This is a genomic window from Bradyrhizobium sp. 62 (assembly GCF_023073035.1).
Taxonomy (GTDB): domain Bacteria; phylum Pseudomonadota; class Alphaproteobacteria; order Rhizobiales; family Xanthobacteraceae; genus Bradyrhizobium.
Window position 1 is genome coordinate 34133 of the sequence record NZ_JADPIT010000002.1, and the last position, 20194, is coordinate 54326.

General features: G+C 61.1%; 20 protein-coding genes and 1 pseudogene. 17 read left to right on the forward strand and 4 right to left on the reverse strand.

Features of this window, described 5'->3' with window-relative positions:
- Positions 1–3: 3 nt before the first annotated feature.
- The 12 genes and pseudogenes from IVB47_RS00165 to IVB47_RS00220 all read left to right on the forward strand — a co-directional run bounded on the left by IVB47_RS00165 (position 4) and on the right by IVB47_RS00220 (position 11677).
- Entirely contained in the window at positions 4–657 is a 654-nt protein-coding gene (locus IVB47_RS00165; protein ID WP_247400192.1) for a cytochrome c3 family protein, read from the forward strand.
- A pseudogene (locus IVB47_RS00170) lies at positions 645–3499 on the forward strand (4Fe-4S dicluster domain-containing protein). The gene IVB47_RS00165 and the pseudogene IVB47_RS00170 overlap by 13 nt, the downstream one beginning before the upstream one ends.
- Positions 3496–4863: an NrfD/PsrC family molybdoenzyme membrane anchor subunit gene (gene nrfD / locus IVB47_RS00175; protein ID WP_247400196.1), complete on the forward strand. Its 1368-nt coding sequence runs from the start codon at positions 3496–3498 to the stop codon at positions 4861–4863. The pseudogene IVB47_RS00170 and the gene nrfD overlap by 4 nt, the downstream one beginning before the upstream one ends.
- Positions 4860–5378 (forward strand): DUF3341 domain-containing protein, encoded by a 519-nt coding sequence (locus IVB47_RS00180; protein WP_247400199.1) that lies wholly within the window; start codon positions 4860–4862, stop codon positions 5376–5378. Before nrfD ends, IVB47_RS00180 begins: the two co-directional genes overlap by 4 nt.
- Complete coding sequence (locus IVB47_RS00185) at positions 5375–5905, forward strand: cytochrome c (protein WP_247459211.1); 531 nt, start codon at positions 5375–5377, stop codon at positions 5903–5905. The genes IVB47_RS00180 and IVB47_RS00185 overlap by 4 nt, the downstream gene beginning before the upstream one ends.
- Complete coding sequence (locus IVB47_RS00190) at positions 5902–6972, forward strand: hypothetical protein (protein WP_247459214.1); 1071 nt, start codon at positions 5902–5904, stop codon at positions 6970–6972. The genes IVB47_RS00185 and IVB47_RS00190 overlap by 4 nt, the downstream gene beginning before the upstream one ends.
- On the forward strand, positions 6962–7366 hold the full coding sequence (locus tag IVB47_RS00195; RefSeq protein ID WP_247327381.1) for a hypothetical protein: 405 nt from the start codon (positions 6962–6964) through the stop codon (positions 7364–7366). Before IVB47_RS00190 ends, IVB47_RS00195 begins: the two co-directional genes overlap by 11 nt.
- A 17-nt stretch (positions 7367–7383) precedes the next feature.
- Positions 7384–8136 (forward strand): SCO family protein, encoded by a 753-nt coding sequence (locus IVB47_RS00200; RefSeq protein WP_247459216.1) that lies wholly within the window; start codon positions 7384–7386, stop codon positions 8134–8136.
- Positions 8133–9074: a cytochrome c oxidase subunit II gene (coxB, locus tag IVB47_RS00205; RefSeq protein ID WP_247327375.1), complete on the forward strand. Its 942-nt coding sequence runs from the start codon at positions 8133–8135 to the stop codon at positions 9072–9074. The genes IVB47_RS00200 and coxB overlap by 4 nt, the downstream gene beginning before the upstream one ends.
- On the forward strand, positions 9067–10740 hold the full coding sequence (locus IVB47_RS00210) for a cbb3-type cytochrome c oxidase subunit I (protein ID WP_247327372.1): 1674 nt from the start codon (positions 9067–9069) through the stop codon (positions 10738–10740). Before coxB ends, IVB47_RS00210 begins: the two co-directional genes overlap by 8 nt.
- Positions 10737–11381, forward strand: coding sequence for a cytochrome c oxidase subunit 3 (locus tag IVB47_RS00215; protein ID WP_247459219.1), 645 nt, complete (start codon positions 10737–10739; stop codon positions 11379–11381). Before IVB47_RS00210 ends, IVB47_RS00215 begins: the two co-directional genes overlap by 4 nt.
- Positions 11378–11677, forward strand: coding sequence for a cytochrome C oxidase subunit IV family protein (locus IVB47_RS00220; protein ID WP_247459221.1), 300 nt, complete (start codon positions 11378–11380; stop codon positions 11675–11677). Before IVB47_RS00215 ends, IVB47_RS00220 begins: the two co-directional genes overlap by 4 nt.
- Positions 11678–11877: 200 nt before the next feature.
- On the opposite strand, the gene IVB47_RS00225 is transcribed toward IVB47_RS00220, so the two are convergent.
- Complete coding sequence (locus IVB47_RS00225) at positions 11878–12591, reverse strand: PRC-barrel domain-containing protein (protein WP_247459224.1); 714 nt, start codon at positions 12589–12591, stop codon at positions 11878–11880.
- Positions 12592–12956: 365 nt separating this feature from the next.
- Between IVB47_RS00225 and IVB47_RS00230 the strand changes: the two genes are divergently transcribed.
- Complete coding sequence (locus IVB47_RS00230) at positions 12957–13769, forward strand: Crp/Fnr family transcriptional regulator (RefSeq protein WP_247459226.1); 813 nt, start codon at positions 12957–12959, stop codon at positions 13767–13769.
- 504 nt (positions 13770–14273) lie between these two features.
- Positions 14274–15134, forward strand: a complete 861-nt coding sequence (cax, locus tag IVB47_RS00235) for a calcium/proton exchanger (protein ID WP_247459228.1) — start codon at positions 14274–14276, stop codon at positions 15132–15134.
- A gap of 177 nt (positions 15135–15311) precedes the next feature.
- Here the strand turns inward: cax and IVB47_RS00240 are convergent, their stop codons facing one another.
- Entirely contained in the window at positions 15312–15485 is a 174-nt protein-coding gene (locus tag IVB47_RS00240; protein ID WP_247391914.1) for a DUF1328 domain-containing protein, read from the reverse strand.
- A 355-nt stretch (positions 15486–15840) separates the two neighbouring features.
- The gene (locus IVB47_RS00245) at positions 15841–16236 is read right to left on the reverse strand and encodes a response regulator (RefSeq protein WP_247459230.1); all 396 of its coding nucleotides are present in this window, start codon (positions 16234–16236) and stop codon (positions 15841–15843) included.
- A gap of 266 nt (positions 16237–16502) precedes the next feature.
- On the opposite strand from IVB47_RS00245, the gene IVB47_RS00250 reads away from it, so the two are divergent.
- The 3 genes from IVB47_RS00250 to IVB47_RS00260 all read left to right on the forward strand — a co-directional run bounded on the left by IVB47_RS00250 (position 16503) and on the right by IVB47_RS00260 (position 19174).
- Positions 16503–16886, forward strand: a complete 384-nt coding sequence (locus tag IVB47_RS00250) for a BA14K family protein (protein ID WP_247459232.1) — start codon at positions 16503–16505, stop codon at positions 16884–16886.
- A 68-nt stretch (positions 16887–16954) separates the two neighbouring features.
- On the forward strand, positions 16955–17707 hold the full coding sequence (locus tag IVB47_RS00255; RefSeq protein ID WP_247459233.1) for a PRC-barrel domain-containing protein: 753 nt from the start codon (positions 16955–16957) through the stop codon (positions 17705–17707).
- An 84-nt stretch (positions 17708–17791) separates the two neighbouring features.
- Complete coding sequence (locus IVB47_RS00260; RefSeq protein ID WP_247459235.1) at positions 17792–19174, forward strand: DUF2254 domain-containing protein; 1383 nt, start codon at positions 17792–17794, stop codon at positions 19172–19174.
- Here the strand turns inward: IVB47_RS00260 and IVB47_RS00265 are convergent.
- Positions 19137–20021, reverse strand: coding sequence for a YihY/virulence factor BrkB family protein (locus IVB47_RS00265; protein WP_247459237.1), 885 nt, complete (start codon positions 20019–20021; stop codon positions 19137–19139). The two genes, IVB47_RS00260 and IVB47_RS00265, sit on opposite strands and share 38 nt — an antisense overlap.
- Positions 20022–20194: the final 173 nt, after the last annotated feature.

Genomic DNA, 20194 nt, shown 5'->3' on the forward strand with positions numbered 1-20194 from the left:
TGAATGCAGCTTTTTCGTCCCGGCGCGAACACGATTGCGACGGTGGTGATCGCAGCGATTGGAGCGATGCCGGTGCTTGCGGTGGGACTGTCCTATGAGGTGATGCGATCCCCTTACATCACCAACCAAAACGTCACGCGGAACCAGCCGGTGCCGTTCAGTCACGAGCATCACGTTTCCGGTCTCGGCCTGGACTGCCGGTATTGCCACACCTCGGTGGAGAACGCGCGCTTTGCCGGCATCCCGCCGACCGAGACCTGCATGACCTGCCATTCGCAGATATGGACCAACGCGCAGATGCTCGCGCCGGTGCGCGAGAGTCTTGGCAAGAACCAGCCAATGGCCTGGGAGCGCGTGCACCGCCTCCCCGGCTACGTCTATTTTGATCATTCGGTCCATGTCGCAAAAGGGGTTGGATGCACCACCTGTCACGGCGACGTGGGCGGGATGCGGCTGATGCGCCAAGCCGCGCCGCTGACGATGCAATGGTGTCTCGATTGTCACCGCGCTCCTGAACGTTACCTGCGTCCACGCGAAGCGGTTTTCGATCCAACCTGGCAGACCCCGAAGAACCAGGCCGAGGTCGGGCCCAAGCTTGCCGCACGCTATCACATCAACACGAGGCATTTGACGGACTGCACGATATGCCACCGCTGAAGGAATTGCCGACGCGGCCAAATCCTGCCGGGCGCAGCAAGCTCAATCGCCGTCAGGCGCTCAGCTTGCTGGCGACCGGCATGGCGGGTGGGCTCGCGGCTTGCAGCAAACCCGACGAGCAGATCCTGCCCTATGTCAGGATGCCAGAGCGCATCGTTCCCGGGGAACCGCTGAAATTCGCAACGACACTTCCGTTGGCGGGGATCGGTCGCGGCGTGATCGTGACTTCTATTGACGGCAGGCCGATCAAAGTGGAAGGCAACCCGCGTCATCCGGGCAGCCTGGGTGCCACGGACGTTTTCGCTGAAGCAGCCGTTCTTTCGCTGTATGATCCCGACCGCTCGCGCACGATCCTGCACAATGGCGCGATTGCGCCCCGCGAAGCGTTGAACCGAGCGCTGGTGACCGAACTCTCCGAGACCCGCAGCAGCCAGGGTAAAGGCCTGCGCTTGTTGACCGGGCGAACCACCTCCCCGACTCTGCTGCGCCAGATCGATGGCCTGCTTCAGGCGTTCCCGGCCGCTTCGTGGCACGCGTACGATCCAACGGACGACGATAACGGGCATGAAGGTGGGCAGCTCGCTTATGGCCAGCCTGTGCGCAGCATTGCCGATTTCGCAAAGGCCCGGGTGATCGTCGCGCTCGATGCCGATCCGCTCGGGCATGGCCCCGATCAGATACGGATTGGCCGCGGCTACGCAATTAGCCGCGGCGAGCCGAATGCCTTCTCGCGTCTCTATTGTCTTGAGAGCGCACTCACGCTCACCGGAGCAAAGGCGGACGAACGTCTGGCGCTTCGTCCCGAGGCGATCGAACGATTCGCGGCGAGCCTCGCGCGGGAGCTCGGCGCGAATGCAAGCGCCACCGAACTTGCCGACCGCGAACGTCTGCTGCTTCGGAAGATCACAGCCGACTTGAACTCCCACAAGGGCGAGGCGCTCGTCATCGCGGGCCCGGCAATGTCCAGGGAAGTCCACGCATTGGTGCATTGGATCAATGCCCAGCTCGATGCGCCCGTTCGGCTCATCGATCCCATTGATCGCACGCCATCCGGCAAGCAGGCGGGAACGCTTGAACAGCTCGCTGGCGATCTGGACTCCGGCCGCGTGCGTCAGCTCGTCATGATCGGCGTCAATCCCGCTTATGACGCACCATCCGATCTGCACTTCGGGGCCCGGGCGCAGAAAGCAGCCTTTCGCCTTCATATGGGCGAGTACGCGGACGAAACCGCGGCAATCGCCAACTGGCATGTCCCGCAAAGCCATCGGCTGGAAACGTGGTCGGATCTGCGGGCTGGTGACGGGACGGCCAGCATCATCCAGCCTCTGATCAAGCCGCTCTACGAGAGCTTCAGCGAGCACGAGCTTCTCGCATGGCTGAGCGGCGCAGAAGACGCGGGCGCTTACGAATTGGTGCGGCAGACCTGGCCGACCGCGGCCGCCGCGGATTTCGAGGCATGGTGGCGGCGCGTGCTGCACGACGGGATCATTGCAGGAAACGGCGCCACTGCTTTTTCCCTCGCTGCTCCGCTCCTGCCGCCACTCGCGGATCCCGAGCCTCACGACAAGCGCGATGACGAGATCAGCCTGGTTCTGCGCCCTGATCCTTGCCTCTGGGATGGCTCATACGCCAACAACGCCTGGCTCCAGGAATGTCCGAAACCGCTGAGCAAGCAGGTCTGGGGCAATGCGCTCGCGCTGCATCCGGATGAGGCAACCCGCCTCGGTGTCACGTCCGGCGACGTCGTCACGGTCGCCGCGAACGGCCGAACGATCGAGGTGCCCGTGATGACTGAACCTGGGATGGCCATGGGCGTCGGCGCGCTCACACTCGGCGGGGGGCGGCAGAATGCCGGCGCGATCGGCAATGGCGTCGGTGCCAACGCCTATACACTCCGGACAGCCGGGAACCGATGGCACCTTCCGCAGGTCTCGATCCAGCCGACGGGGCGCCGTGAGCCGGTCCTTACGACGCAGAACATCGTCCGGACGCCGGAAGATGTGCGCGAACTCTATCCGCTGTCTCAGCTCGGCCAGCCGCTGCCAGGGCCAGTCGACCCGGATCCACCCAGCCTGATGCCGCCGAGCGTGAAGCCCGGCGACGAGCATGCCTGGGCGATGGTGATCGATACTTCGGTCTGCATCGGCTGCAATGCCTGCGTGGTCTCCTGCCAGGCGGAGAACAACGTCCCTGTGGTCGGTCCCGAGCAGGTCGCGATGGGGCGCGACATGCACTGGATGCGCGTCGATGGCTATGATCTTGGCTCGGCGGACAGTCCGCAGATCGGCTTTCAGCCGGTGCCCTGCATGCATTGCGAGCACGCCCCGTGCGAGCCCGTCTGTCCTGTTGCCGCATCCGTTCACGACAGTGAGGGCCTCAACGCGCAGGTCTATAATCGCTGCATCGGCACCCGCTTCTGCGAGGCGAACTGCCCTTACAAGGTTCGTCGCTTCAACTTCTTCGGTTATGCCGATGGCGAGGAATACGGCAATCTCGGCGCGGAATCCTATCGCGGCCAGAAGAACCCGGAGGTGACCGTTCGCGCCCGTGGCGTCATGGAAAAATGCACCTACTGTGTCCAGCGCATCAGCGGCGCACGTCGCGCCGCGGAACGCGAGAACCGGCCGCTCGGTCCAGACGAGGTGCAGACAGCCTGTCAGAACGCGTGTCCGACCCGCGCCATCAGCTTCGGAGACCTGAACCAGGCTGACGCAGAGATCAACCACAAGAAGGCCGCCCGCGCCACTATGCCTTGCTCGGCCACCTCGGCACGCGGCCGCGCACCACTTATCTTGCCGATGTGCGCAATCCCGCACCTTTGAACCCGGAGGGGCGGACATGAGCGAAGTTCTCCTTCCCCAGCATCCACCGGCGCACCGCTGGATCTCGGCCGCGCGGGCGGGCGACGCCTCAGTTACCCAGGCGGTGGCTGATCCGCTCTTCACCGGGTTCGGCAAAACATGGTGGCTGGCCCTCCTGATCACCCTGCCGTTCGTGCTCTGGCTGTTCGTTGCAATCGCGTGGCTGTTCTACCAGGGCATCGGCATCTGGGGCATCAACTCCACCATCGTCTGGGGAGTCGCGATCGCCAACTACGTCTGGTGGATCGGAATCGGCAATGCAGGCACATTGATTTCGGCGATGCTGCTGTTGACCCGACAAAGATGGCGCGCCTCGATCAATCGCTTCGCGGAAGCCATGACGCTGTTCGCGGTTGCGATCGCCGGGCTGATGCCCATCGTTCACCTCGGTCGACCAATCTACGCCTATTGGCTCGCGCCATATCCGAACACCATGGCGCTTTGGCCGCAATGGCGCAGTGCCCTGGTGTGGGACTTCTGGGCCATCGTCAGCTACCTGCTGTTCTCCATTCTGTTCTGGTATGTCAGCCTGATCCCCGACCTCGCGACTATGCGCGACCGCACGCCCCGCCGTGCCGGCCAGCTGCTCTACGGCGCATTTGCGCTGGGATGGCGCGGCTCGGCGCGCGAGTGGTCCCGGTTGCAGACACTGCATACCACGATGGCTGCCCTCGGCGTGCCTTTGGTCTGCTCGGTGCACTCGATCGTCGGTCTCGACTTCGCGGCGAGTCTGATGCCCGGTTGGCAGGAGAGCATCTTCCCACCCTACTTCGTCGTCGGCGCGATGTACTCCGGATTCGCGATGGTCGTGGTGCTGGCGGCGGCGATCCGCTGGGGCCTCAGCCTTCAGGCGATTATCAACCGCCGCCACTTCGAGGTGATGGCCCGCATCCTGCTGATGGCCTCGATCGTCATGTTCTATTCTTATGCGACGGAGTGGTTCATGGGCTGGTACGGCGGTGAGCATGCCGACCGTGACGTGGTTCGCTTCGAGTTCACTGGAACCTACGCGCCGCTGTACTGGGCCTTGCTGGCCTGCAACTGCCTGATCCCGCAGTTGCTATGGTGGCCCTTCGCGCGACGGTCGCTCTTCATTCTGATTCCTGTTGCTGTCGCGATCAACATAGGAATGTGGCTCGAGCGCATCCTCATCGTCTGGAACACGCTTTCGCACGGTTACATGCCGTCCCTGTGGCGGACGTTTCACTTCACGTTCTGGGACTGGAGCTTTCTTGTCGCGCCGCTCGGCCTTTTCGCCTTTCTGTTCCTGATCTTCATCAGGCTGATACCGAGCGTGTCGATGTTCGACATGCGCGAGCTCGCCCATCAGGAGGCCGCGGCATGACGGCTAAGCTTGTGGCGGAATTCCTCGACGGTGAAGCGCTGAAGGCGGCGCTAGAGCGCGTGCGTACCGCGGGACACGCCGCACTCGAAGCATTCGCGCCTTATCCGATCGCAGGGCTCGCCGAACAGCTTGGGCAGGGCCGATCCGCAATTCGCGGTGTGATGCTTGCCGGCGGCCTCGGAGCTGCAGCATTCGCTTTCGCACTGCAATGGTACAGCGCGGTGATCGACTATCCCATCAACAGCGGCGGCCGGCCACTGAACTCCTGGCAGGTGTTCCTGCTGGTGCCGTTTGAGGTGGGTGTCCTCGCGGCCGCGCTCGCCGGCGCCATCACCTTTTTTTGGTCGTGCCGCCTGCCTCGTCTCCACGATGCAATGTTCGAGATTCCGGGCTTCGAACGCGCAACGCAGGATCGCTACTTCCTGCTGGCCGCTTCTGACGGCGACCCGAACGAGCTGAGGACGGTCCTCCGCGACGCCGGCGCCGTCGCGGTCACGGAGCTGCGCACGCCATGACCGCCCGCGCGCTGCCATGGCTGCTGTTGCTATCATCGGCGCTCACCGGCTGTGGCGATCATTCCATGTCTCAGCAGAATCGCTACGGCACGTTCTCGAAGGCTGCGCTGTTCAAGGATGGCACCGAAGCCCAGACCTTACCGCAAGGGGTCGTTGCACAGGGCGATCTCGACCGTTTGCAGCAGATCACCAAGCCGCCCGCGGTCGACATGGCGCTGCTGGCCCGCGGCCGCGAGCGCTACGATATCTATTGCTCCCCGTGTCACGGGTTGTCCGGCCACGGCGATGGCATGATCGTGCAGCGTGGCTTTCCCGCACCCCCGTCCTACCATTCCGCGCGCCTCCGCTCGGCCGATGCTCAACACTTCTTCGACGTGATCACTCATGGCTACGGCGTGATGTATTCCTACGCTGCGCGCGTCGAGCCGCGCGACCGCTGGGCGATCACCGCCTATATCCGCGCGCTGCAGCAGTCGCAACACGCCGACGTCGTCGACGTCCCGGAGCTGAGGAGCAAGCTGCCGTGACCGCCGTGCTCCGCCGCCCTGCCCTCAGAGCAATTTGGACGCCGCGAATTGCAGCGGGCCTCGTGGTGATCTTGCTCGCTTCTGGCCTCGTGCTCGCGGCCGGGAGACTCGGCCCCTATCCGAGCCTGCTCCAGGGCTGGCTCTTGGGATTTGCGATCTGGAGCTGCGCCCCCATCGGCAGCATGACGCTGCTGCTGATTCATCGCTTGACCGGCGGCCGCTGGGGCTTTGCGGCCGGACCGGTGCTGCGACCCCTCGCACTTATGGTGCCCCTCGTCGCCATCGCCTTCGTCCCCGTTCTCGCCGGACTGACTGACATCTACCCCTGGGCCGCGGATGCCAGCCAGATCAGGCCCGACATTGCGCGCTGGTACCTCGGCCAGCCGTGGTTTGTCCTGCGTGCCGTGATCGCATTGATCGGATGGTCCGTGCTCGGAGTGACTTTCGGTCTTAAACTAGGTGGACGGCTACTGGCCGCGCTCGGACTTGCGTTCTTCGGGCTTACCATCAGCATGGTTGCGGTCGATTGGTTCCTCTCCGTCGAACCGCATTACGTTTCCACCGCCTTCGCCTCCATGATTGCAATACAGCAGCTGCTCGCCGCGCTGGCCGTTGTCGCCGTGCTTGCAACGTCGAACGTCGATGGCAAAGCGCTGAGCGATATCGGCAGCCTTTTGATCGCAACGCTGCTGGGCGTCGTCTACCTCGAATACATGACATATGTGGTGGCCTGGTACGGCGATCTACCTCACAAGGCCGAGTGGTTCCTGAGGCGCAGCACGGACGTATGGACCAACATTCTCCTCGTGGCATTCGTCACCGGAGCCGTGCTTCCGTTTGCGATGTTGCTGTTGGAGGACGTGCGCCGCAGCCCTGCAGGCTTGCGCATAGTCGGCTTGTTGCTGTTCTTCGGCACTGTCATGCACTTCGCTTGGCTCCTGGTGCCGGCATTTTCCGCGCAAGTTCATGTTGCACTCACCGCTCTCGGCGCCCTCCTCACCTTGACCGTGGCTTCGGCCCTCTTTGGGCAGGGCACCGCATCCGCAGAGGTGCGCCATGCCGAATGAGGAGATGGGCAGCCGCGCGCTGCCAGAAACGGCCGGCATAGACAACCGCGCCGTTCTCGCCATCGTCGGCAGCTTCTTGCTCTTCGTGGGCGCCGCGATTGCGGGAATTCTGCTGTTCCTGAATAGCGAGGCGCCGGGCGCATTCACGCCCCGCCTAGAAAACCGGTTTCCCTCGCCCGAGCTCCAGACCTCGCCGGAGGACGACCTGACCCGGTTCGAGGCCGCCCAGCGAGCGAGGCTCACCACTTATGCCTGGGTCGATCGCGACCACAACATCGCCCGCATCCCGATCGATCAGGCGATGCAGCTGGTCGCAGGACGGGGCCAGCACGCCTACGACGCCCTTCGACCCGCACCCGCACCTCCGCCAGGTGCGAGTGGAGGCAATCCATGAGGCGGTCCATCTTCATCATGGCCCTTGCGCTCTGGCCGGGGCTCGCGCATGCCGGTTTGACCGAGGAGCAGATCGGGCGCGTCGGGTTCGATCCTCCTCAGGGCGCCCGCGTTCCGTTATCCCTGCAGTTTAGGGCCGTCGGCGGTTACACCGTCACCCTTGGCGATGCGATCGACGGACGTCCGACCCTGCTCCTTCCAGCGGACTTCACCTGCAAGCAGATTTGCGGGCCTGCGCTGACGATCGCAAGCTCGGCGCTGCAGCAGACCGGGTTTATCGCAGGACGCGACTACAGCCTCGTCGTTGTCGGCATCGATCCGCGCGACACCATTGACGACGCCCGCCGCTTTACCCAGGGACAGATCGGGGGCACGGGAACATCGGTCCTGACAGGATCGCAGGAGACTGTTGCCGCGCTGCTCGGTGCAATCGGATACCATACCGAAACCGACGATAAGCATAACGCGATTGCGCATCCGGCAGCCTTCGTCACGCTCGCGCCCGACGGACGGGTCGTCCGCGCGCTGTCCAGCCTCGCGCTGCAGCCCGGTGACCTTCGCCTCGCTCTGTTGGATGCCGGTGACGGGCGGATCGGTGGACTCTCCGGACGCATCGCGCTGCTCTGCTATGGATTTGACGCGGTACACGGACTCTACACCCGCAGGATCACAACGGTCCTGCAGATTTTCGGAGCATCCACGGTTGCCATCATGGCCGCCCTCGTCGGGCTGATGCTGGTCCGCAGCAGGCGTCGGGGAGCCTCGGCATGAATTCGTTATTCAGGCTGCCGGAAGCGAGCACACACGCCGTCACGGTTGATCACATCTTCTATCTTCTGCTCTTCCTTTCCGGGGCGACCGTGGTCCTCGTCTTCGGGCTCATCCTGCTGTTTGCCGTTCGATATCGGCGCGGATCTCCCGCCAAGCGCGGCCCGATGCCTGAGATTCTCAGCCGCGAGTTCGAAATCGGTTGGACGGTCGCGACGTTGCTGACGTTCGCCTTCCTATTCTGGTGGGCATCTTCCGCTGACCTCAGCAGCCTTGCCGCGCCCACGGGCGCACTTGAAATCCACGTCATCGCCAAGCAGTGGATGTGGAAGACGCAACATCCGAACGGCGCGCGTGAGATCAATGCCCTTCACGTGCCGCTGGATAAGCCCGTCCATCTCCTGATGAGCTCGCAGGACGTGATCCATTCCTTCTTCGTCCCCGCGTTTCGGGTCAAGAAGGACGTGCTGCCTGGCCGCGACACTGACATCTGGTTTCAGGCCAGCAAAACCGGCACCTTTCCACTGCTCTGCGCTGAGTATTGCGGCACGAACCATTCCATGATGCGCGGCAAGATCGTGATCATGCGACAGGATGACTATGCCAAATGGCTGGTCCAGCAGCCGGAGGGCGACGATCTTGCCCATGAGGGCGCCAGGCTGTTCGTGTCGCAGGGATGCTCGGGCTGCCACGCCGTCTCCTCGAACGTCCACGCGCCGCGCCTGACGGGTCTCTACGGCCGCGCGGTGCAGCTGGCGGATGGACGCACCGTTTCCGCGGACGATGCCTACATCCGCGATTCGATGCTGCAGCCGAACCGCGACGTCGTGGCCGGATTTGAGCCGATCATGCCGAGCTTCAAAGGGCTGCTCGACGACGGAGAGATCCAGAGCCTGACCGCCTACATCCGCTCGCTCAGGGAGGAGCAGCAAAATGACTGACGCCCTGCTCGCAGGGGAGCTGCCGCTTCCGCCACGCCCCGATTATCTCCGCCACGGCTCGACGATCTCGTCCTGGCTTGCCACGACCGACCACAAGCGCATCGCAATCCTTTATGCGATCACCATTACGTTCTTCTTTTTCATGGGAGGAGCCGCAATCACCGCCGTTCGGCTCGAGCTGTTCCAGCCGAACGGATGGCTGTTGACGTCGGACACTTACAACAAGCTGTTCTCGTTCCACGGGATCATCATGGTCTGGTTCTTCCTGGTGCCGTCGATCCCGAATACGTTCGGCAATTTCCTGCTGCCGCTGATGATCGGCGCGCCCGATGTCGCGTTTCCGCGCCTCAATCTTTTCAGCTGGTATTTGACCGTCGCTGCCGGGGCTTTCACCGTTTATGCCCTCGTCGCCGGAGGCGTCGACACCGGCTGGACGTTCTATACGCCTTATTCGTCGATGTTCTCCAACAGCCACGTCTTCGCTGCGGCCGCGGGCGTGTTCGTTGTCGGCTTTGCCAGCATCGCCACGGGAGTGAACTTCATCGCGACCACCCACATGCTTCGTGCTCCCGGCATGACCTGGTTCCGGCTGCCGCTGTTCGTCTGGGCGATCTACGCGACGTCGCTGATCATGGTGCTTGCCACCCCGGTGCTCGCCATCTCGCTCCTGCTCGTGATCGCGGAGCGCGTGCTGGGCTTGCCGATCTTCGATCCGGCTCGCGGCGGCGATCCGATCCTGTTCCAGCACCTGTTCTGGTTCTACTCGCATCCGGCGGTTTACATCATGGTCCTGCCGGCGATGGGCGTCGTGTCCGAAATAATCCCATGCTTCGCGAGGCGGCGAATTTTCGGATACGACTTCATGGTCTATGCCATGCTTGCGATTGCGGGCGTCGGATTCTTCGTCTGGGGCCACCACATGTTCGTCTCCGGACAGTCAGCCCTGGCCAGCCTCGTGTTCTCCTTCCTCTCCTTCATCATCGCCGTGCCGTCGGCAATCAAGGTTTTCAACTGGACCGCTTCGCTGTATCGCGGTCAGATCAGCTTCGAATCGCCGATGCTGTATGCGCTTGGCTTCGTTGGTCTGTTTACGACCGGCGGGCTCTCCGGGCTGTTCCTCGCCTCGATCCCGGTGGACATCCATGTCACCGACACCTACTTCGTCGTCGCGCACTTCCACTACATCATGGTGGGCGGATCGGTGTCCGCCTTCTTTGCCGGGCTCCACTTCTGGTGGCCCAAGGTCACAGGCAAGCTCTATCCGGAGAGCTGGGCGAAGTTCGCGGCCATCCTCATGTATGCCGGCTTCAACATGACATTTCTGCCGCAATTCTTCGCCGGGTACCTCGGCATGCCGCGCCGCTACCATACCTATCCGGCGGAGTTTCAGATCTACAATGTCATGTCGTCTGCGGGAGCGGCGGTCCTTGCCATCGCCTACCTGTTGCCTCTGGGATATCTCACCTGGTCCCTGTTCTACGGCGGAAAGGCCGCGAAGAACCCTTGGGGCGCGACAGGGCTGGAGTGGACCACGGGTTCTCCGCCTCCCCCGAAGAATTTTGACAGGCAGCCCCGAGTAGATCGCGCGCCGTATGACTACCACGCCGAAGGCATGTCGGCTGGAACCGATCCCCCCGAAATGCAAAACGCAAGAGAAACGCGATGAGCGACGAAAGCGCACTGCTGAGAGAACCCTGGTTGGATTTCGGCCGGCAGCGCGAGGCAGGCAAGTTCGGCATATGGGTTTTCCTCGCCAGCGAGACGCTGTTCTTCGGGGCGCTGATGCTGACTTACACGGTTTGTCGAATCGAGCATCCAGAGGCGTTCGCTGCAGCCGGGAGGGAAACAAATATCTGGTACGGCACGATCAATACCGCCGTGCTGTTGACGAGCAGCCTCACCATGGCCATGGCTTCGCAAGCGTCCGAAACGTCTGCGCGACTGCGACGGCTCGTCCTCGTGTGCCGAATGCTCACCGCGTTGCTCGGGCTCGCGTTCATCGTGATCAAGGGCTTCGAGTACAAGGAGGACATCGATAAGCAGCTCGTACCGGGAGCCGGGTTTGCATTGTCTCTGCCAGGAGCGCAGCTGTTTTATGGATTTTATTGGCTGGTCACGGGCGTCCACGCGATCCACCTTTCCATCGGGATTGCTCTCGTGAGCCGCTTGTTCTGGGTGCTGCTCCGGCACCAACTCCCGGCGAAAGACAATCCCGAGATCGAGGTCACAGCCCTCTACTGGCATCTGGTCGATATCGTTTGGATCTTCCTCTATCCGCTGATCTATTTGCCGGGGCGTGCATCATGAACAGGCAAGGTGAATCAGGCGGTATTGTGCGCCGCCTATGGGCGAGGAACCTCTTGATCTGGGCAGCGCTCCTCGCACTCCTCTTGCTCAGCCTCGTCGTCGCCTATGTTCCCATGGGCCGAATGACAACAGCCAGCGGCATCATCATTGCGGGGGTGAAATCGACCCTCGTCGTCTTGCTCTTCATGCAACTCGCCTCAGCGAAGCCGCTGATCCGGATCGCGGCGATCTCGGGGCTTGTTTTCGTGATCGCGATGTTCGCATTGACCTTCGCTGATGTTTTCGTACGCATCTAACGCACGGGAGCACTCACTTTTAGGTACCTTCTGCTACCCCGCACGCATTGAAGCGCTCTGATGCAGCCACCTTCGAACGCAAGCTTGGGAGAGGAGAACTTTGGCTGCGCTCAAAAAGGTGACTGCACCAATTCGCTCGTGAAGCCATGCGCCTCTCGGTGAGGCACACCGCCGGGGACCATCAGGCAGACGTTGGTGGTTCACGAGTTCTGAAACTGCTTCATATCGAGCCGCAGACCGACTTTGTTTGCTTGCTCTGCTGTGACGTAAGGCAGACCATAATAGCTTAGGTTCGGGCTCCATCGCCCCGTTTGGCCCGGGTAAGGGAAGGCATAGGTGCCCCCGCCCACGGACGCCTCGCGGGATATCACAACCGCCGCGAGCTTTCCGCCGCTGTCGAAAACGAGGTCGGAGACATAGCCATAGCCTTGGCCTGCCTGCAGCCGCGCATAATCTCCGATGACCTTGGAGACCGAGAATTCGTGCGGCTCTGCTTGCGCCTGGTCAGGGTCAACAAAGAGGCCGTATTCTCGCGACCTCAAATCGGAAAAGTCGGCCACGATAGCTCCTTCGTGAAGCGGGCGCAGCACCCGGTTGAAGGGAATTCGGGAGATGAACTCCGGCTCATCCTTCGTTCTGAAGCCTTCGACGAGCAAAGAATCAATCTGCCCGTCGTCTGCCAAGGTCACGTTCCGGACGGTTCCCAAATACTCACCTTTCAACGAGAACACCGCGCTCCCAAGCAGTCGCGAAGCACGGTATCCATTATAGACCGTGTTGACGAACTGCTCGGACTGCGCCGGCTGTTCCGTGGCAGTCTGCGTCGCCGTCTCTGCCCGTGAGGGACCCAACAGAACGGAGGTCGAGATTGTGCCTACGACAATTGCAAGGGTGATCCTGCTCTTTACGCCCATTCAGCGCTCCTGCGATCCACGTGCCAACATCATCATTGATCGTATAATCGTTTCCGAAGCTCGAAGTTCTGGCCGGCCGTCAAGCGAATGGTCCGCTGCCGTGCCAACGAGAAGGTGCAGCGATCAATCGGGTACCTGGCCCTTGGAAACGCACCGCAGATCCACGCGTGCACATCCTGGCAACGCTATTACATGCTTCGGCCGACGTACTTCGTTCGTTGCTCGCGCATCAGAGGCAAGCTCACGGTCGAGGCCTTGAGGACCTGGTCAGGCTTCTCCTGACGGGTCTTCACCTAAGCCCGACTGTGAGGAGGCCCGCGCGCGCCCCACATCTTGGTGAATAACCGTTTCCAAGGAGACGCGACATGCTCAGCAACGAACTCGAACACGTCGTGCGGACGCACAGTGCGACGCCATCTCTGCAACGGTCACGAGAGCGCGATCAAACGCCGCACGCGTACCCCGCAAACAACGATCTGATCCGCCACCTCCCACAATCATCACGCCGCCGGCTAGTCGAGCTCTGCGAGGAGGTAACACTGAGACCAAGGCAAATGCTGCAGGAGCGCAATCAACCACTGCAGTATGCCTATTTTGTGGAACATGGCGCGGCCTCGCTGACCGCTAGGGCTGGAGACTGCCGCCCCGTCGAGATACAGACTGTTGGAGCGAAGGACTTCATCGGCATCCCCCTGATCCTTGGCATGCGCGTTTCCCCTCACCGTTGCATGGTTCAGGTTGCCGGGAGAGCCTTGCGCATCGAGGTCGATGCTTTGCTCGAGCTGCTGAGGGGGGATGTCGAGATCCAGAAGCTGTTGCTACGGTACGTGCAGGCCACCCTGATCCAAAGCTCGCAGTTGGCTGCATGTAACTCGCGTCACAGCTTGCAGCAACGATTGGCTCGGTGGCTTCTCGTTGCAGAGGATAAGATGTTCTCCCGCGAAATCCCGCTCACGCATCGATGCATTGCACAGGCCCTTGGAGTTCGCCGCGCAGGTATCACGTCGACAATGGGCGAAATGGAAGCGCGAGGCATCATCAAGCAAGGCCGCGCTCAAGTCGCGATTCTGGATCAGTCCCAGCTCGAGCAATTGTCCTGCAGCTGCTATCGCGTGATTTTATCTGCGCATGAGAACTCCCTTGGTGCAGCCAATGCCCGATACACAAGCAATTGGTGAATGATGGCTCAAGAGAATGAGGGCTTGGGCATCGCAATGCGCTTCCCTTGCCCGGTTGCGTACCGAGTTCAGGCCGGCGCAGCGAACCCTAAGTGTCCCACCTCGTTAATCGTCGCAAGCTGCCCGGGAATCGAATGCGACGCGCTTTGGGTACAGAAGCCACGCTCTGTCGGCGGCGGAATGGCCCGATCTGTCCGCTAAAATCGAAGGTAGGAGCCTTGCGGGATCGCCAGGAGTGAGTCGCCAGCTTGCCGAAGTCCAACGTCTCCAGAGCAACGACTATCTTTGGGCAGTTCGGTACCATCGCGCGCGTTGCGCCGCTGGTCTTGGTTCTGCTCACCCCGATGGGCGAGTACGTTTTTCACCTTTCTCCGATCTGGATATTCGGATCCGGCGTTCTCGCAATAGCTGTACTCGCTGAATGGATTCGCGTAGCAACCGACCCAGCTATCCTCCCACACCGGTCCTGCCATAGGCGGTCTCCTGACCGTCAGTCTTGGAAGCTTGGCCGAACTCATTCTTGCGCTATTTGTTCTCGCGCGCGGCCATGTCGAGGTGGTTCACGCCCAGATCACCGGGTCCATAGCGGCGACCTGCTTGTTGGGGCTGGGTCTGGCCATCGTCGCCGGCGGGTTCAATCGCGAGCGCCAGAGCTTCACCCAAGCGCGCGCTGGGTTGTTGTCGAGCATGCTCGTCCTGTCGGTGATCGCTCTCATTCTGCCCGCAGTGTTCGACTACGCGGGTCGCAACATCCGTCATGTCCATCACGTGAATGCCTCCGACGAATTGCTTAGCCTGGCTGTGTCCATGGTGCTGCTAGTTCTCTACTCCGGGAATCTTGTCTTCACCCTCATCACTCACCGGAATGTCTTCGCGACCAATGAGGAGGCTTCAGCTAGATCGGCGTGGTCTACAACCACATGCTTGAACGTGTTATTGGCATGCACCGGCGCGGCGGCCCTTCAGAGCGAATTTGTCTCGGGCGCTCTGACCGAAGCGGCCAAATCAACGGGTGTGACACCACTCTTTCTTGGCGTCGTCGTGCTCGCTCTTGTGGGCACCAGCTCGAACATCTTTGCGGCCGTTTGGTTCGCTCGGCGCGACAGGATGGGACTTGTGATGACGCTCTGCATCGGATCCGCCATTCAGATTGCGCTGGCTGCTGCCCCGCTTCTCGTCATTTTCTCATGGGTGATCGGGAAGCCGATGACCCTTGTCTTCCGGAATCCCGTCGACCTCTTTTCAATCGCCGGCACCGCGTTCATCGTGAATGCCATCACGAGAGACGCCGAGACGACCTGGTTCGAGGGCGTTCTGCTCATTGGAGTCTACGTCGTGTTGGCCCTAGCATACTTCTTTTCTTGAAATGAAACGCTAGGCGGCTTCAACAGTGGCAACCGTTCAAGCTCCAAAGTAGTTGCGTCTTGGCAGATCGGATGCGCCGCCGGACATGGCCCCGCCGTGTCTCCAAGACCGAAGTGGGGCCCCCTTTCGGAGCAGACCCTCGCGGTTACCGGCCGCGCCGAGCGCCCGTCGATCAGCCTAAAAAATCACCTCCCCCGCGAAAAAGGCGAGGAGCACGAGCACCAGAAAAATCGCAACAGCTGCGAAAAATAGCCACTTGGCGATAGTGGACGCACCGGCAGCGATTCCGCTGAATCCGAGCAATCCGGCTACGATCGATATCACAAAGAAGATCAACGCCCACTTCAGCATGCCAAGCTCCTGCGGCCTTATCTACAGTTGAGGTACGCACAAGTCTGCAATCCCACCCAGTTCGAAGGTGCTCTCGGACTTGCCTAGCGGCAATCGTTCTGCCGACAATCGTTCCAGGCATTCGGCGTTCCGATCAGAACGTTTTATGTCCGACAGAAAGTCGGCACGCCTGCGTACGCGCTGCGTCAGAAGCCAAGCGAACTGAAATGTTTGTCCGCGACCGGGCAGTCATCGGGGTCTCGACGTCTTTTTAATCGGTGAATGCGAATTATCTTCTTAGCTTCAGTGAGCGAGGCAGTCCCTTTTCGGCTGAACTCATGAAGCAAGTCTCGCGGTAGCGTTGCTGCACCCAACCCTACCGGCTGATGTCTGGGCAATCACGGACGACGTACCGGTCCCGTAGCGAGCCGTGCACAAGCACATGGCGACATAGTCTATCAACCACATCGCGAGCTGGAATGGGCTTTTCAACGATGTACGGGGCAAATCGGCCGGGTATGACTTCGCGGCTGTATCCCGTGTAAATCAGAAACGGGATGCTTCTTTTCAAAAGGAGATCTGCGAATTCGAAGGACGCCCGCCCGTGCAGGTCGACGTCGAGAAGCGCGGCGTCGATAGCTGCGCTACCCGCTGCATGGAAAGCAGGGCTTAGCTCGGCAAATGGGCCAATTGCTTCATGACCGCTGCGCCGGATCTCGGTCGCAAGATCGTCGGCGATGAAGTATTCGTCTTCGATTATGGCTATTCGCATTGGGACTCCAATGACGTAGCAGCAAGCCCCTGCGAGATTTTCGCTTATCCTATCGGTGATGCCGCGGTGATCAACCCGGATCCGAATCGTAGACGCATAACTTGGTCCGCTGCCGCACGGGGCCAGTAGTACTTTGACCGCAGCGTTACTCCTGCTGCAGTAAACAGGTGCTCCCGGCCGGGGTACACTTATGTACCAACTGTCTCTGCAACGGCACCGCAGCTCGCGCATTTCCTTCAGGCAAATGAAAACGAGGAGATGAGTTTATGAAAACAAGCGGATGGTACGTCGCCGTGGCCGTATTGGCGCTCGCGATTCCGGTCGGAACTACTGCGCAAGCCGCACCCATCTTGGCTGCGAGCGGGATAGCCAAAAACGACCCGAACCTGGTGGAAGTTCAATGGAGGCATGACCGTCACCATGCTTGGCATCGTCATAACTGGCGCGACGGCTACAGGCACCGCTATGGCGGCGGCTGGGGTCCAGCGTTAGGCGGCTTCGTGGCAGGTGCGGCGATTGGAAGCGCCGTCGCCAACAGCCGGGCGCAAGCTGCCGAGAACAACGCCTACTGCTCCCAGCGATACAAGTCGTACGACCCGAGCTCCGGGACTTACATGGGTTACGACGGCATACGGCATCCATGTCCCTGAGCAACACGGCGTTCTGCCGGCGCCGGCCATTACGAACGCCATTTGAACTCGAGCAAGGAGATCCATACATGAAAGCGACCTCATTCTTGGCGGTGGCAGCTCTCGTCGGCGCATCATCGCTTGCGATGGCACAAAGCGCTCCGCAAGCTACCGGTCCTGGGGACCATGGCGTCGTGCAGAGCTCGAGCCGCAATCAGTCGGCCGACCAACGCACGGAAAACAGCATGGCAAACAAGGGGGGCAACAAGGGTGACGCGGTCCAGTCCGACGCTAGTCAAGCGAGCGTTCGGCAGCAGATGGTCAGCGACCTGCAGCAGGCAGGTTTCACCGACGTCAAGGTACGGCCGGAGTCGTTCCTGGTGGAGGCCAGAGATCGGTCAGGAAATCCGGTGACAATGTTCGTTGGTCCAAATACTTTCGCCGAGGTGAAAACGATCGACGCTAACGCGCAGAAGTCTTCTTCGAATACAAACTCGTCCAGCAACAGCGCTAACGCAACTTCGGATCGCCCGGGCGGAGCCTTCACTTCGGTGCCGCCGAAGGACGGCCTGAGCTCGCAGTTGATGGGTCTGCAGGTGTACAACAACACCAAACAGGACATTGGCACGATCAAGGACGTCGCGCTAAACGAGAACGGCATCGACGGCTATATCCTCTCGGTGGGAGGGTTCCTTGGCATTGGCGACCACTACGTTGCAGTGCGGCCTTCGGCAATCAATCTGAAGTTCGATCATGCGGCCAAGAAGTGGAGCGCGACCATGGACACGACGGCAGACCAATTGAAGTCGGCGCCTGAATTCAAGTACCCCAACAACGGGTAATCTTCTGAGCTGGAGCGGTTCGGCGGAACCGCTCCAGCTTCCCGGCTGTTAGCTCCAGATCGGATTCGGTCATTCGGCTCAATTATGCTCGCCCGCGCTGAAAAAGTGGTGACTGACCTTGGCGAGACATTCTGGCTGGTGCCTATGCTCATGGTGCTTTCCAGCCTAATCGGCGCCTTCACTCTCGTTCATATTGACCAAAGCGACGCGGTCTCGCTATCAAATCTACAGGGCTGGTTGTACGACGGCGGCGCGACCGGCGCTCGCACCCTGCTCGGCACCGTAGCCGGCGCGACGATCGGCGTAGCGGGAACCGTGTTTTCTATTACAATTGCCGCGTTGTCTCTCGCTGCGGGTCAGATGGGGCCGCGGCTGCTGCGTAATTTCACGCGCGATCGTGGCAATCAATTCACGCTGGGGATGCTGCTCGGCACCTTCTGTTACGCTCTCGTCGTGCTGAGAAGCATCCGGACAGAGCCGGAAGGCGGCTTCGTCCCTCATCTATCATTGAGCGTTGGAATTCTGCTCGCATTGGCTTGCGTGGCGATGCTCGTCTACTTCGTCGGTCACGTCGCCGGCCGGATCAACGTTGAAACCGTCGTCGAACTCGTCAGCGAAGACCTTCGCAGCGCTATGCGCCAGCTAACCGTGCAGGATCCGCAGCCGAAGCCTCCGCCGGGTGAGTACTGGATCGGCTCCCTGCCCCTGAAGGACTCGCGGCGCGGTTATCTGCAGCATCTGGACGAAGAGGGCCTGGCCACCTGGGCGGCCAAGCATAGAGTCACCATTCGGCTGTTGATCGGTCCCGGCGACTATGTTTTTCCGGGGGCGACCGTCGCTCTGGTTAATCCTCCCGTCGACGGTGCCGAAGCGGCTATTCGGAATGCGACGGCGCTGGGCGCAACGAATAGCATTTCTTCCGATCTGCGCTTTGCCGTTCGCCAGCTCGTTGAGGTCGCAGTAAGGGCACTTTCTCCCGGCATCAATGACCCCCACACCGCCCTAGCGGTCCTCGACCGGCTGGGAGCGGCTCTGTGCGATCTTGTACCCCTGCATTTCCCGACGGGAGTGTCAATCAGGGGAAGTCAGCCAGTCCTGGTGGTGCCGCATGTGCAATATGATCAATTGCTCGGAACGATGTTCCATATGATCCGGCAAAGCGCAGGCGCCCAACCTGCAATATCGATCCGGATGATCGAGGTGATGACTCAGGTCGCAAGCTGCGAGCGCGATCCCAACAGGCTTTCGGCACTAGCCCACCACGCTGAGCTCGTCCTTGCGGACGCTCGTCGCATGATTGGCGCTACCAGCGATAGGGAGGATGTCGAACGCCGACATCAGCTGTTTACCCAGATGGTCCGGGCAGGTCCGATGGGGCGATTCACCGAACAGCTCTTGCCTCTGCCGGGCGACGATGATCCGCCAAAAGCTATCGCCGAGACAGCCGCCTTCCGATCTCGGCGTTGAGCTCGGCGCCCGTCAAGATGGAATAGGCCGCGACCCAGAGCCATGTCATCAACACGGCGACTGCGCCGAGCGAACCGTAGGTCTTCTGGTAGGCGGCGAACGTGGTCACATACGCCGAGAAAGCATATGAACCGGCAATCAATCCGGTCGTCGCCAAAAGCCCGCCGGCCGAAGCAAGGTCCCATCTTGGTTCAGTTCGATTGGGTGCGTAACGGTAGAGCAGAGCGACGATGGCGATGATCATGCCCACGAGCAGCGGCCACCGTATCCGCATCGCGGTAGCCTGCCAGCCGGTCGGTATCGGCAGGTAGCTGAGCAGGAGCGGCATCACCGCGATCAGGATCACGGCCCCACCGGCCAGGACGATCAACGCCACGGTCAGCGACAGAGCAACAACATTGAAGAGAACGATCCCCCTCTCCTCCGGGACCGCGTAAGTTACGTTCAGAGCGGTCATGAGCGTGCCGGTCGCGTACCGCGCACTCCAGATCGAAATCCCGACACTCACCAACAGCCCGACGCTGAAAGGCGGGTGCACGCCCTGCTCGAGCGCCTTCAACCGTTCTGATATGAGCGCGGTCGCTTCCCCCGGCAGGATCACCTGGAGCGCGTTGAGCTGCCGCACGATGTCATTAGTGTCGGCGACAAGCCCATAGAGTGACACCAGCGCGGCTATGGCGGGGAAGATCGAGAGAAAGGAGTAAAACGCAACGGCGGCGGATAGGACCGAAATATTGTGGTCGCCTAGCCTGTGCCAAACGGCCATTGCGACGGAGATGAACCTGTGCACAGGCCCGGAGCTAACGGGGCTCGCCCTGTCGACATTGCGGCTTGCATTTTCGCTCACGTTGATCCCTAGCCAGCCTTCAGGACACCAAAACCCTGGATTACGGCTGACGTTCCCGTGCGGATAATCAAAAGAGCAATTCTGAGGGGCTCCTAAGTCCACTGCTTCCTGAGTCAAAGGGCTCACCCTGGTCCGGAAGCGTACCTGCAAATGCAGGAACCAAAGCGGCGGAC

Excerpts from the sequence above, each read along its gene's own strand:
- IVB47_RS00195 (WP_247327381.1), top strand. The coding sequence starts at position 6,962 with ATGCCGAATGAGGAGATGGGCAGCCGCGCGCTGCCAGAAACGGCCGGC.
- IVB47_RS00200 (WP_247459216.1), top strand. The coding sequence starts at position 7,384 with ATGGCCCTTGCGCTCTGGCCGGGGCTCGCGCATGCCGGTTTGACCGAG.
- IVB47_RS00240 (WP_247391914.1), bottom strand. The coding sequence starts at position 15,485 with ATGCTGAAGTGGGCGTTGATCTTCTTTGTGATATCGATCGTAGCCGGA.
- IVB47_RS00260 (WP_247459235.1), top strand. The coding sequence starts at position 17,792 with ATGCTCGCCCGCGCTGAAAAAGTGGTGACTGACCTTGGCGAGACATTC.
- IVB47_RS00185 (WP_247459211.1), top strand. The coding sequence starts at position 5,375 with ATGACCGCCCGCGCGCTGCCATGGCTGCTGTTGCTATCATCGGCGCTC.
- IVB47_RS00215 (WP_247459219.1), top strand. The coding sequence starts at position 10,737 with ATGAGCGACGAAAGCGCACTGCTGAGAGAACCCTGGTTGGATTTCGGC.
- IVB47_RS00255 (WP_247459233.1), top strand. The coding sequence starts at position 16,955 with ATGAAAGCGACCTCATTCTTGGCGGTGGCAGCTCTCGTCGGCGCATCA.
- IVB47_RS00245 (WP_247459230.1), bottom strand. The coding sequence starts at position 16,236 with ATGCGAATAGCCATAATCGAAGACGAATACTTCATCGCCGACGATCTT.
- nrfD (WP_247400196.1), top strand. The coding sequence starts at position 3,496 with ATGAGCGAAGTTCTCCTTCCCCAGCATCCACCGGCGCACCGCTGGATC.
- IVB47_RS00210 (WP_247327372.1), top strand. The coding sequence starts at position 9,067 with ATGACTGACGCCCTGCTCGCAGGGGAGCTGCCGCTTCCGCCACGCCCC.
- IVB47_RS00225 (WP_247459224.1), bottom strand. The coding sequence starts at position 12,591 with ATGGGCGTAAAGAGCAGGATCACCCTTGCAATTGTCGTAGGCACAATC.
- IVB47_RS00180 (WP_247400199.1), top strand. The coding sequence starts at position 4,860 with ATGACGGCTAAGCTTGTGGCGGAATTCCTCGACGGTGAAGCGCTGAAG.
- IVB47_RS00230 (WP_247459226.1), top strand. The coding sequence starts at position 12,957 with ATGCTCAGCAACGAACTCGAACACGTCGTGCGGACGCACAGTGCGACG.
- coxB (WP_247327375.1), top strand. The coding sequence starts at position 8,133 with ATGAATTCGTTATTCAGGCTGCCGGAAGCGAGCACACACGCCGTCACG.
- IVB47_RS00250 (WP_247459232.1), top strand. The coding sequence starts at position 16,503 with ATGAAAACAAGCGGATGGTACGTCGCCGTGGCCGTATTGGCGCTCGCG.
- IVB47_RS00220 (WP_247459221.1), top strand. The coding sequence starts at position 11,378 with ATGAACAGGCAAGGTGAATCAGGCGGTATTGTGCGCCGCCTATGGGCG.
- IVB47_RS00165 (WP_247400192.1), top strand. The coding sequence starts at position 4 with ATGCAGCTTTTTCGTCCCGGCGCGAACACGATTGCGACGGTGGTGATC.